The organism is Novosphingobium sp. Chol11, assembly GCF_945870625.1.
In the GTDB taxonomy this organism is placed as follows: Bacteria; Pseudomonadota; Alphaproteobacteria; order Sphingomonadales; family Sphingomonadaceae; genus Novosphingobium.
The window spans coordinates 1-11,613 of record NZ_CAMBTS010000099.1 but is presented as its reverse complement, the minus strand read 5'-3'; the positions used below and the strand labels follow the sequence as shown (position 1 = coordinate 11,613).

General features: G+C 62.4%; 13 protein-coding genes and 1 tRNA gene. 6 read left to right on the top strand and 8 right to left on the bottom strand.

What is annotated here, in order from left to right; all coding sequences use genetic code 11:
• Positions 1-217: 217 nt before the first annotated feature.
• The 5 genes from Q0O40_RS13255 to Q0O40_RS13235 all read right to left on the bottom strand — a co-directional run bounded on the left by Q0O40_RS13255 (position 218) and on the right by Q0O40_RS13235 (position 3,770).
• Positions 218-535: a DNA-binding transcriptional regulator gene (locus tag Q0O40_RS13255; protein ID WP_295530696.1), complete on the bottom strand. Its 318-nt coding sequence runs from the start codon at positions 533-535 to the stop codon at positions 218-220.
• Entirely contained in the window at positions 519-920 is a 402-nt protein-coding gene (locus Q0O40_RS13250) for a type II toxin-antitoxin system RelE/ParE family toxin (RefSeq protein ID WP_295530694.1), read from the bottom strand. The genes Q0O40_RS13255 and Q0O40_RS13250 overlap by 17 nt, the downstream gene beginning before the upstream one ends.
• Positions 910-2,151: a site-specific integrase gene (locus tag Q0O40_RS13245; RefSeq protein ID WP_295530691.1), complete on the bottom strand. Its 1,242-nt coding sequence runs from the start codon at positions 2,149-2,151 to the stop codon at positions 910-912. Before Q0O40_RS13245 ends, Q0O40_RS13250 begins: the two co-directional genes overlap by 11 nt.
• On the bottom strand, positions 2,148-3,227 hold the full coding sequence (locus tag Q0O40_RS13240) for a site-specific integrase (RefSeq protein WP_295530688.1): 1,080 nt from the start codon (positions 3,225-3,227) through the stop codon (positions 2,148-2,150). The genes Q0O40_RS13245 and Q0O40_RS13240 overlap by 4 nt, the downstream gene beginning before the upstream one ends.
• Before the next feature lie 466 nt (positions 3,228-3,693).
• A tRNA-Arg gene (locus Q0O40_RS13235) sits at positions 3,694-3,770 on the bottom strand.
• Positions 3,771-4,028: 258 nt separating this feature from the next.
• Here Q0O40_RS13235 and Q0O40_RS13230 point away from each other — a divergent pair.
• The 3 genes from Q0O40_RS13230 to Q0O40_RS13220 all read left to right on the top strand — a co-directional run bounded on the left by Q0O40_RS13230 (position 4,029) and on the right by Q0O40_RS13220 (position 6,345).
• On the top strand, positions 4,029-4,310 hold the full coding sequence (locus Q0O40_RS13230) for a hypothetical protein (protein WP_295530685.1): 282 nt from the start codon (positions 4,029-4,031) through the stop codon (positions 4,308-4,310).
• Positions 4,311-4,354: 44 nt separating this feature from the next.
• Entirely contained in the window at positions 4,355-4,849 is a 495-nt protein-coding gene (locus Q0O40_RS13225; RefSeq protein WP_295530682.1) for an MmcB family DNA repair protein, read from the top strand.
• A gap of 113 nt (positions 4,850-4,962) precedes the next feature.
• The gene (locus Q0O40_RS13220; RefSeq protein ID WP_295530680.1) at positions 4,963-6,345 is read left to right on the top strand and encodes an alginate export family protein; all 1,383 of its coding nucleotides are present in this window, start codon (positions 4,963-4,965) and stop codon (positions 6,343-6,345) included.
• Here Q0O40_RS13220 and Q0O40_RS13215 read toward each other — a convergent pair.
• Positions 6,318-6,536 carry a DUF1289 domain-containing protein gene (locus Q0O40_RS13215; protein ID WP_295530677.1) on the bottom strand — a complete coding sequence of 73 codons (219 nt, stop codon included), beginning with the start codon at positions 6,534-6,536 and terminating at the stop codon, positions 6,318-6,320. The two genes, Q0O40_RS13220 and Q0O40_RS13215, sit on opposite strands and share 28 nt — an antisense overlap.
• A gap of 281 nt (positions 6,537-6,817) precedes the next feature.
• On the opposite strand from Q0O40_RS13215, the gene Q0O40_RS13210 reads away from it, so the two are divergent.
• A complete protein-coding gene (locus Q0O40_RS13210; protein WP_295530674.1) occupies positions 6,818-8,578 on the top strand; it encodes a DEAD/DEAH box helicase in 1,761 nt (586 codons plus the stop codon).
• 187 nt (positions 8,579-8,765) lie between these two features.
• Here the strand turns inward: Q0O40_RS13210 and Q0O40_RS13205 are convergent, their stop codons facing one another.
• Complete coding sequence (locus tag Q0O40_RS13205; RefSeq protein ID WP_295530671.1) at positions 8,766-9,074, bottom strand: transcriptional regulator; 309 nt, start codon at positions 9,072-9,074, stop codon at positions 8,766-8,768.
• 2 nt (positions 9,075-9,076) lie between these two features.
• The gene (locus tag Q0O40_RS13200) at positions 9,077-10,036 is read right to left on the bottom strand and encodes a sodium-dependent bicarbonate transport family permease (RefSeq protein ID WP_295530668.1); all 960 of its coding nucleotides are present in this window, start codon (positions 10,034-10,036) and stop codon (positions 9,077-9,079) included.
• Between the two features lie 592 nt (positions 10,037-10,628).
• Here Q0O40_RS13200 and Q0O40_RS13195 point away from each other — a divergent pair.
• Positions 10,629-11,318 (top strand): sterol desaturase family protein, encoded by a 690-nt coding sequence (locus Q0O40_RS13195; RefSeq protein ID WP_367183752.1) that lies wholly within the window; start codon positions 10,629-10,631, stop codon positions 11,316-11,318.
• Positions 11,315-11,613, top strand: a 299-nt coding sequence (locus Q0O40_RS13190) for a DUF2141 domain-containing protein (protein WP_295530665.1), incomplete at its 3' end; no start/stop codon positions are given. The genes Q0O40_RS13195 and Q0O40_RS13190, both read left to right, overlap by 4 nt.

Sequence of the window (11,613 nt, the reverse complement as noted above, 5' to 3'; positions counted from 1 at the left end):
CCCCCGCAACCGCATTAGACCAACGTCAAAACTGATGCTTCATGAAATCGGTCACCGATTCCCCGATCGTCCGGACGTAACGCTTCGTCTGCGGATATAGAATAGAAGGTTGTTGCCGACTGTTTGACGATCGAGGGCTTCCGCCCAATGTGCAAAAATGTGGCTGAACGTGAAACCTGTCACCCGACGACGTCCTTCAGGCCTGTTGCAACACCACTTATGCCACCGCCTCCAACCCTTTCCGCTGGATGATCGATAGCAGCCTCAGTGCTGGTCCACCCGGCCGTTTCTTGCCCCTCTCCCAGTCGGAAACAAGGTTCTTCGAGACATTGAGATAACGCGCAAATACCGGCTGCGAGACATGCTGCGCCTCGCGAATTGCTTTGATCTCATCGGCCTTTAGCGGTGTCGCCGGGGCAAGACATGCATCGTCGAACTCACGCAACGTGCGCTTGTCGATGGCCCCACCTTCGTGAAGCCCTTCCATCATCTCATGGACGGCGGCCAGCGCCTCGCTTTTATAAGTTTTTGGCATCGTCAGTCACCTCGAACAGTCTTTCTTCACGCACCTCGGTATCGATCTGCGCCTGTGTGAGCGCGAGCACGATCTTGGCGGCCTGTTTGTAGGTCCGCAACTCGACCGCGTTGAGGTTGGCCTTATCGCTCTTGGCAAATCCAAAAGCGAATATGGCCCGTTCCTCATGGCGGAAAAAGACCAGCGTGCGATAGCCGCCGGACTTGCCTCCGCCCTCGCGCGCGACGCGCTGCTTGATCAGGCCTCCGCCCAGATCGGCATCGATCAAGCCGCTGTTCGCCTGTTCAACCGCCGCGACAAGCGCCGTATCGCTGATCCCTTCACGGCTCGCGAATTTCGCGAACCAACGATTCTTGTAGATGCGGGTTTGCGGCTTACCGTTCATGGATCGGCAGTCGTGTATCATACATAGTGTTACTGTTCAACGAACGATCCTCGCCCATCATATCAGCTAAGAGACAGCCGATCCGTTCCGCCGCATCGAGAACGTGCCCATCATCAAGATGGGCATAGCGCGATGTCGTCTGCAACTTGGCATGCCCCAGCAGCTTGCCAATCATCGGCAGAGTTTCCGAGCGAGCTGCAGCGTGGCTTGCAAAGCTGTGACGCAGGTCGTGCAGCCTGACACCTGGCAGATTGGCCTCGGCCTTCACTTCCTGCCAGAACTTGCTGATGCTGCGAACAGGCCGCTGGGTCAGTTTATTCCAGAACACGGGATCGCCACCGCCGCGCCGTTCGAGCGAGGCGAGCAACATACGGGCTTCATCGCCCAGCCAGACGGTGCGCGGACCGGTCTTGCTGTCATGGAGGAGCAGCCTACCACCTTTCACCTCGCTCCAGGTAAGATCGACGATCTCCGATAGCCGGCAGCCGGTCAGCAACAGAAGATAGATGATGGCACTATGGAGCGGCTGGGTTCGGGTCTTCTGGCTGAGCACTTCACCCAATCTGGCAATCTCCTGATTGGACAGGAAGCGCTCGCACTTCCGGCGCTTGTTGGGCCGGATGTAAGAGCAGGGATTGCTTCCCTCGGGACGCATGCCCCATCGCTCAGCGTGATTGAACATCGAACGCAGAATTTCAAAGCAGCGATTGCCCGCGCCCGGACCGCTGCTGATCGATACCTTATTGAACCATGCCAATACGTGCGCTTGCTCGATCTCGTCGATGAACATGCCGCTGAAGGCATCGGCGAGGTGCTTCCGGCGATAGCCGTTGTGGGTTTCGAGCGTGCGCGGCTTCCACTTGGCAGCGGACTGCTTCCAGTACAGTGTGAGGAAATCTTCAAAGGTGGGAACTTTGCGCGTCTGTTTGCGCTTCGTCGCAGGGTCCTCGCCGACTTGGGCGCGCAGCAAGATCCGCCGGGCGACAATCAAAGCCTGGTGCTTGCTCAGCACATTGGCGTTGCCGAGTGTGATGGTCCGGGTCACCCCGTCCATAAGTGCCTGAGCGATGTAGGTGCTCCGCCCGGACGAATAGTGGCGCACGCCGAACCCCGGAAGCCGCTCTGACCAGACGGTCCGGCGCGGCCTGCCGCGCGGTCGGTTGCCAGGATCGAGCCGACGCAGGGTTGCAAGATCATCGGCGATGATGCCGGCCAGCGAGACCCGGGTCATGCTGCGATCCCCAGACACGCAGCGAGCGAGCCGGATACGCGCTTGGCCGCATCGGCGATCGCCTCGTCGGCGAGGTGCGCATAACGTTCAGTGGTCTCTGCCAGTGCATGGCCGAGCAGCTTGCCAATCACGACGAGCGAGATACCGTCGGCAATGGCGACCGACGCAAAACTGTGGCGCAGGTCGTAAAGGCGAACATCCGGCAGAGCTGCGTGCCGCCTTATCGCCTGCCACGGAACACTGAGCGCAATCGGTTTGTCGCCCTGCGGCGACGGAAAAACTAGGCCGACTTCAGCCTTGGTCGGCCAGCCATCGAGCACGGCTTGGGCTTGTCGATTGAGATAGATGATCTTCGCCCCGGTCTTGCTGTCCGGCAGCATCAGGCGAGGCGGCTGCACCCATTCCCAGCGAAGGCTGACAATTTCGCCATGCCGCGCCCCGGTATAGATCAGCAACCGTATCGCTTGGACGGCAATCGGATCACTTTCCTCGAACGCGCGGAGGCTCGCGGCGAGGCGATGGAATTCACGGGCGCTGAGGAACCTCTCGACCAACTTGCGCTTGTACCGCGGCGTGCCCCTACATGGATTCGAGCCGCGCGGGCGCAGCCCCAGTTGCTCGGCATAACCCATCATCACCGACAGGATCGGGATCGTTCGGTTGAACGCACCCGGCCGAGCGGCCCAGCTGTCACGCCAGCGCAGGACATCCGTCTTGCGGATGGCATCGACGCGCTGGCGACCGAAGACCCCGACAAGTTCCTTGAAGATCGAGCGCCGATTGCCCCTGCGTGTCGATGGCTTCCAGTGCCGGGCATAGTCATCCCAGAAGCGCGGTGCGTAGTCAGAGAACAGGATTCCGCCGCCGCCATTGCCCTTGGCCCTTGCCTTCGGATCGGCGGGCAGTCCGTCGAGTGCAGCCTTCGCGAGCTGCGCGCGTGCCAAAGCTCTTGCCTTCTCCGCGCGCATTTCAGGAGGTCTGCCGAGGGTTACTCGCTTCTGTTTGCCGCGCTGGCGGAACTGTACGAACCAGCACTTCGCGCCGCTGGCAAAGACCCGCAAGCCGAACCCCGGCAACTCGGTATCCCACCAGAAGAACTCCTGCCCGACAATCTTGCGCCGGGCGATGTTCCCATTGAGCTTGACCTTCTCGCTTGTACTCTTGCCTCCACGCCACCGAGTCGATCCGGCGTTACTGACCGCCTCTGACGATACCACATGGCCATTCGTTGACATCGATCTTGCTCCTTCATAGAAGGAACAAATTCACGCTATCCCAATGGTTTGTTTTCCATTGCTGCGACGCTGTCGCGTACGGTGTGGGGGGGTATTGCTTTGCTGGGCGGTCCTGATTCGCGCCCGATCTGCTTCACATGGACATTGCCCAACAACCGGCGGAATGCGCGCCCGGCGCAATTCAGAGGCAGCGATCACTTGGCAATCAGGAAACCCTGGAGCGGAGTTTCTGGAGGCAATTCCACCCCCTCTTTTCCGTACTTATTCCGTACAGACCAGATTGGCTCCCGCTAAGTTATTGAAAGTATGGTGCACCCGACTGGATTCGAACCAGTGGCCTCTGCCTTCGGAGGGCAGCGCTCTATCCAGCTGAGCTACGGGTGCAGCGGGACAATGCACGTAGCAGCGCGCGGCACCGCTTGCCAGAAGTTTTCATGGCACGGATCGCGTGGCTTTAGCGGTTTGGTAGCGATCGGGCGTTAACCGGGTGTCCCTATGGTGGCACACGTCAAGAGCCCGGATTCGAAGCGCCCAGCCCCTGCGTACCCCACGCGGCGCTCTGGCGGCGCAGACCGTGAGCAGGCAAAAAGCGCTAACGCGATGTCGATCAAATGGACTGCGCTGCACGAAGCAGCCGCGGCCGTGAGCAATCTTGCGGAAATCCCGCCCGAGTTTCGCACCCCCGATATACGCAATTTTCCGATCATCATGCGCGACACCGGCGGCTGGCGCTTTGCCATGGCGCGCGATGGCGTAGACGATCTGGCCGCGATGATGGAGCCTGCCATCGCAGCGTTGCTTGCGATCGAGGCGCAGGGGGGGCCGACATTGCCGGCGGCCCGCGCCTTGTGGCAGGAATTTCAGTCTGCGCGCGGCGCACTGCTCGATCTCGTGCCCCCATTGGGAATAGAGCGCCGCCGCTAATTCGCCACTTTACCTGTTCTTTTTTTGTTCTTATATCTGACGACGTGACCGATTCGCCTGTTTCCTTCGCTCCAGCTGCCGCTCTGCTTGAAGCAGCGGCGGTTGCGCGCGGCATTTGCCGCCTATTTGCCCGCAACGATATCTGGTGCCTGCCCGAAATGCCGCTGCGATCGAGCCGGCGGGCCGATCTGATGGGCATCGACGCCAAGGGCCAGATCGTGATCGTGGAGATCAAGGTCAGCCGGGCCGATCTGCTCGGTGATCTGAAATGGACCGATTATCTCGATCATTGCGACCGGTTCTATTGGGGCCTCGCCCCGCACCTCGATCGCGCGTGCCTCGATAGCGAGAGCTTTCTGCCCGGTGCCTGCGGCGTCATCGTGGCCGACGGCTATGATGCGGAAATTGTCCGTCCGGCGCCGACCGTGCCCTTGGCCGCCGCGCGCCGCAAGGCCGAGACCGAGCGTCTCGCCCGCGCCGCGCTGCGCCGTCATCTGATCACGCAGGATCCGCGCTGCGCTGCCTGGGGCAACGGCTGAATCGGGGGCCGAGCAGGTCAGCGCAGGCTGGCCTTTCTATATTCTGTTGAATATAGAAAGCGGCACGTTCGCGCCGCTGCCGCAAAGAATTACAATCTGAACTGGAATTGACGATGAACCGACGCGCCCGTCTGCTGGTTCTGATCGCCGCCAGCGGCCTTGCCGCCAGACCTGCCGCAGCGCAGACTGGCGTCCTCGCGCACGCGCTTGGCGCACCAGACGATCTGACGATCACGGCGACCGTGCGCGCCCGGGTGGAAACCATCGCCAACCAGTTCCGCCCCAATGCGGCCGAGAACGACACGATGTTCTCTGTGCGCACGGCGCTTGCGGCCGAACTTGATGCGGGACCGGTGCGCTTTGGCGCGGAGGTGTGGGATGCCCGCGCCTATGGCCAAGCCGCCAATTCAAGCGTGAGCACGACCGATGTCAACGCGTTCGAGCTTGTTCAGGCTTATGCGCGCATCGAATTCGGCGATTGGGCCAAGGGCGGGAAGGGCGGCAAAGGCCTGCTCACGCTGGGCCGCTTCACGCTGGACGTGGGCTCGCGCCGCCTGTTGGCGCGCAATCGCTTTCGCAACACGACCAATGGCTTCACCGGCGCACACGCCGAATGGACCACGGCGGGCGGCGCGCAGCTGCTCGCATTCTGGGCCATGCCGCAGCTTCGCCGCCCCGACGATCGCGATGGTCTCCAGAGCAACCGGCTCGAGTTCGATCTGGAGACAACGGGCGTGCAATTCTTCGGCGGCCACGCGGCGATTCCCCGCGTGCCGGGCGGCGCGCTGGAAGGGTATGTTTACCGCCTGACCGAAAAGGACGGTGCCGACCGCCTCACCCGCAACCGCCGTTTGTGGACAGTGGGCCTGCGCCATTTTGCGCGCCCTGCGCAAGGCAAGTGGGACCACGATGTTGAAGCGGCCTACCAGTTTGGCAAAGTCCGCCGCTCGAACGCGGCCAGCGATATGGCCGATCTCGCGGTGTCAGCCTGGTTCGTCCATGCCGAAATGGGTTACAGCTTCACGGCGGGGTGGAAGCCGCGCCTCTCGGTCTCGTTTTACGAGGCCAGCGGCGATGGCGGCAAGCCGGGCCGATTTGGCCGCTTCGATACCTTGTTTGGCGCGCGCCGTTTCGATTTCGGGCCCACCGCGCTATACGGCCCGATCGGACGCGCCAATCTTGTTTCGCCGGGCGCGCGGCTTGAGCTGGTTCCCGGCGAGCGCACCGACGCGATGATCGGATACCGCGCGGCTTGGGCGCAGAACGCGCGCGATGCGTTTTCCGCAACCGGCGTGCGCGATGCCAGCGGCCAATCGGGCAGATTTGCCGGGCATCAGATCGAGGCGCGCTTGCGGCATTGGCTGGTGCCGGGGCTGCTGCAGGTCGATACTGGCGGCGCGGTGCTGATCAAGCGCGGGCTGCTGCGCGCAGCGCCCAATGCGCCGGCCACTGGCAACACCGTTTATGGCTATGTCGATTTGATACTGACGCTTTGAGCGCGGTCGCGCACGGCGAGCAAGATCGCGTGCTTCTGCGCCGCGCTGGCCCCGAACCACGCCGATATCTCGGCCAAAGTGCGTCCGCAGCCGCGGCACAGTCCGGCTGACCGGTCCACTTCGCACACTTTGACGCAAGGGCTGGCCGGTTCGGAACCGATTTGTGCAGGGCGGATCGGTCGGTTTGTCATCGACGCTAGTCCTATCCGCGTGGCCCCCTGCTTGGGAAGCGCAAAGCACCGCGTAATTTTCTTGCGTTTGAGCACTTTGTCGTCTAGGGGCATTTTCAGCAAGACCGGCGAGTGGATTTTTCCGCCGCAGGCCCGGGCAAGCGTGAGGTTGGCCACAATGATGGCAAAACCCGCCCCGGTCGAACGGCTGCGCTTCGCCCGCTCCCCCAATTCACGCATGGGTCGCATAACGACCCCTGTTCTGTGCGCGCCATCGGCGCGCCTATGAAAGCATAATCATCATGTCATTTTTCAGCGATCTCGGCCTTGCCGAGCCAATTCTCCGTGCGCTTGAAGCCAAAGGCTATAGCGACCCTACTCCTATTCAGCGCCAATCGATCCCCGCTCTGCTCGAAGGCCGCGATCTGCTCGGCATTGCGCAGACCGGCACTGGCAAGACCGCCGCATTCTCGCTGCCTTCGCTCCACCGGCTGGCGGCAGACCTCAAAGTCAACAAGCCGGCTTCATGCCGTATGCTGGTGCTTTCGCCGACCCGCGAACTCGCCGCGCAGATCGCGGACAACATGAAGGGCTATGCCAAGTTCCTGCGCCTGTCGGTCGATTGCGTGTTTGGCGGCGTGCCCGTCAGCAAGCAGGCGCGGCGGCTGGTTCCGGGCGTGGACGTCCTTGTCGCCACCCCGGGCCGCCTGCTCGATCTGATCGATCAGCGTGCGCTGACGCTCAGCCGGGTCGAGATCTTCGTGCTCGACGAGGCCGACCAGATGATGGATCTGGGCTTTATCAACGCGCTCAAGCGGGTGGCCAACATGCTGCCCAAGGAACGCCAGAGCCTGTTCTTCTCGGCCACCATGCCAAAGGCGATCGCCGATCTGGGCAAACAGTTCATCAACAATCCGGTGCGCGTCGAAGTAGCGCCGCAATCGACCACGGTCGAGCGGGTCGATCAGTATGTCACCTTCATCAATCAGGCCGAAAAGCAGGCGCTGCTGACCTTGCGCATTCGCTCGCTGCTGGCAGAGAAGAAGCTTGATCGCACACTGGTGTTCACCCGCACCAAGCACGGCGCCGACCGCGTGGTGCGCAATCTGTGCGCCGCCGGGATCGATGCCCGCGCCATTCACGGCAACAAGAGCCAGGGCCAACGCACCGCCGCGCTCGAAGCGTTCCGCAAGGGCGTCTGCCCGGTGCTGGTCGCCACCGACATTGCGGCGCGCGGGATCGACGTTCCGGGCGTCAGCCATGTGTTCAACTATGAGCTGCCCAATGTGCCCGAACAGTATGTCCACCGCATCGGCCGCACCGCGCGCGCCGGGGCCGATGGCGAGGCAATCAGCTTCTGCGCGCCGGACGAGAAGGCTTACCTGAAGGACATCGAGCGGCTGACCGACGTCAAGCTTGCGCCGATTCCGCTGCCCGAAGGCTTCCTTGCCGAAGCGGCCAAGCTGCCCGTGGCCAAGCGCAACCCCGAACAGGAAGCGCAAGATGCCCGGCGCGAATCGCGTGATGAGCGCGGCCGTTCGGGTGGTGGCCGCAGCGGCGGTGATCGTAGCGGCGGTGATCGTAGCGGCGGCAATGGCCGTGGCCGCAGCGTTGCTGGCCAGCGTACCGGCGCGCAGGCGCAGGCCCGCGACGGACGCGGGCGCGACCAGCATCTGCGCGAAGATCGCGGCCCGGTGCGCAATCCGCTTGCCGCCGATGCGCCGCGCGACGAACGTCCGCAAGGTGACCGGGCGCAAGGTGACCGGGCGCAAGGTGATCGCCCCCGCAATGATCGGCCACAAGGCGATAGGCCTCAGGGTGACCGCCGCCCACAGGGTGATCGCCCGCAGCATGACCGCCCGCGCGGCGATCGGCCGCAAGGTGATCGCCCGCAAGGCGACCGTTCGCAGGGCGACAAGCCCAGAGGTGATCGCGTGGCGCACGCCGACCGCAGCGACGGCGGCAAGCCTGCACGGCAGGGCGACGGCCAGGAGCGGACCTTCCGCCCGCGCGGCCCCGCCGCCGTGGGTCAGCACCGCAACAAGGTTCAGCGCGTTATCTGATAGGCTGCGCCACCACAAGAAAGGGCCTGCCCGGTAATCCGGGCGGGCCCGCCTTTTGAGCGATGATAGACTTTGCGCACACAAAGTCGAAATGACCGGCATCGGGGGTTAGCGGTCCGCCCGCTTGCGTGCGCACAAGCGCGAAGACCTGACGTTGCTTCAAACTTGCAAAGTTTGTTTCGCCCCCTCAGAAGCGATCGCCGCGCACCACCTCGACGTCTGCCAAGTCCAACACAATGCGATAGTCGGATAACAACGGCCCAATTCGGTCGATCAACGCGCCCGCCCGCACAGCGCTCGTGACGGTGATAAACAGGCATTTTCCCTGACCGCCCACGCCATCGTTGCGCCAACGCCCATGGGCACCTTTCCCACCGAGCGTCGGCGCGATCGTGAAATGCGTAATGCCGACGGCGTCGGCTTCGTCCGCCAACCAGTCAGCGAACTCAAGATCGGCGATGATTTCGAGCCGTTTGCGGCGCACGAGTTCAGTCATGGTTACCTCGCCAGCGCCGTCGAAAGCGCGATGAACAGGGGAATGCCGAAAACGATATTGAATGGGAAGGTCAAGGCAAGGCTCATAGACAGGTAAATGCCGGCATCGGCCTTGGGCAGGGCGAGCCGCATCGCCGCTGGAACCGCAATGTAGGACGCACTTGCTGCAAGGATCGAAAGCGCCGCCGCGCTTCCCATGTCAAGGCCGACAAGACGTGCGACGATCGCTCCGATCAAGCCGTTGATAAGGGGCAATGCGAGCCCAAGCGTCGCGAGGCGGAGCGTTATGGCCTGGCTGTCGCGCAGCCGCCGAACCGCGATCAGCCCCATGTCCAGCAGAAACAGGCACAGGACGCCCGACCAGAGCCCGGTGAACATCGGGGCGATCGGTTCATACTTCGCTTTGCCCACGATCGCGCCAATGGCGAATGCGCCAAGCAAAAGCACTACCGAGCCGTTGAAGAACACTTCGCGCCACAAATGCCCGCCGGCCCGCGGTTGCCCCTGGGTACCACGCCGCGCAAGCAGCATTCCCGATACGATGGCCGGGGTTTCCATCACCGCCAGCACGGCCACCATGTAGCCGGCGGGCGGCATGCCGCCTCGGGTCAACACCTCACTCGCGGTCGCAAAGGTGACGACGCTCACCGAGCCATAATGGGCAGCGACTGCCCCAGCATTTAGGGTGTCGAGTCGACCAAAGCTGCGCAAAGCGGCAAAGGCGATAAAGGGCAGAGCGAAACTGAGGCCCAGACCGGCTAGGCTCGCCGCAATCATGCCCCCGCTGAACCCGGCTTGGGAGACCTGCACGCCTCCCTTCAGCCCGATCGCCGCCATGAGGAACAACGACATGGCCTTTGCCATGGCCTCAGGAATAGCAAGGTCGGAGCGCACCGCCGCAGCGGATACGCCAAGTACGAAAAACAGGATGACCGGAGAAAGCAGTGTATCGATAGCCCCCAAAATCTTCTCCTCTAGCCTGCATGGACACACATTCATTGGAACAAAGCCGGGGATTATCCTGCCAACGCAAGAACATCCGTTGAGCCACTTTTTTGCAGAGGTGGAACGAATTGTCCATCAAAGCGAGGCGTTGGATCGATTTCGGTCCCATGCGGTAAGGCCTATCTGCTTGCACCGTGTCGTGTTGACAGCCTGTTTGTCGGCCAATGGCCAACTCTGGCCCAGTTGCAGCCGTTTTTCGGGTGGAGTAACGACGACCGTACGTGGGCGAAGAGCCGACTGACAGTTTTCGGCTCAACCCCGATAGAAGAGCGGATGTCTGGCGAACGAAGGGTTTCAGGAAACCGGGAATTTGCGCTGAACGGCTAGAATTGGTTCGAAACCTGCCATCGCCCACCCGCGCGCTTGCCAGCGCCGGGAATGCCCCTTTTTGCGCTGTCCTCTGGCCGAAAGGCTTGGCATAAGAGCGCATGCTGCATCGCAACCCCGCTATCCCGCCACCCCGCCGCGCTGTGTCGCACTGGACGGTCCCCACTTTGGCAACCACGCCTGCAATCGGCTGCCCGGCGTGAACACCAATGTCTGGATTTCAATGCTGGCGATGACGGCAATTGTCGCGGTGCGCTACCTGCTGACCAGCGGTTTGTTTGCGTGGTTGACCCACTTTGTGCGCCCCGGTCATTACCGCGATCTTGGCGCGCAAATTCGGCGCGAGATTCGCTGGAGCCTTGCTTCCGCCGCGATTTATGGCGTTCCCGCCGGGGTAGTTGCATGGGGCTGGCAGCAGCATGGCTGGACGCGGATCTACACCGATCCTGCGGCCTATCCGCTGTGGTGGATGCCGCTCTCGCTGTTTGCCTATCTTTTCCTGCATGATACCTGGTTTTACTGGACGCATCGCTGGATGCACCAGCCAAAGGCGTTTCGCGCCTATCACGCGATCCATCATGCCAGCCGCCCACCCACGGCATGGGCGGCGATGAATTTCCACCCGGTCGAAGCCGCCGTGGTCGGACTGTTCGTGCCGGCGCTGGTGTTTTTCGTGCCGATCCATGTCGGCATGCTGGGCCTTGTGCTTTTGGTCATGACCGTGATGGGCGTGACCAACCACATGGGCTGGGAGATATTTCCCAAGGCTCTCGTTCATTCTCCAGCAGGGCACTGGCTGATAACGGCCAGCCATCATCACCGCCATCACGAGCAATACAAATGCAATTACGGCCTCTATTTCCGTTTCTGGGATCATCTGTGCGGCACCGATCGCGGCCTGTCCGCTCCGTGAAGCGGGCGCTGGTGATCGCGGCGGCCTCACCCCTGGTGCTTGGCGCGGGCCCGCCGCCCTCAGGTGCCGTGTTCGTCGAATTGCTCGGGCTGCGCTCGGCCAAAGGGCTGGTGCAGGCGTGCCTCACGGCGGCCCCATCAAAATTTCCCAATTGCAATAAAGACCCCGACGCGCTGCGGCTGACCGTTCCGGCGCGATCAGGCGCCACGCTGCATTTTGCGAACGTCCCCCCCGGGCGCTATGCCATTGCGCTGTTTCACGATGAGAACAGCAACAACCGGCTGGATACGACGCT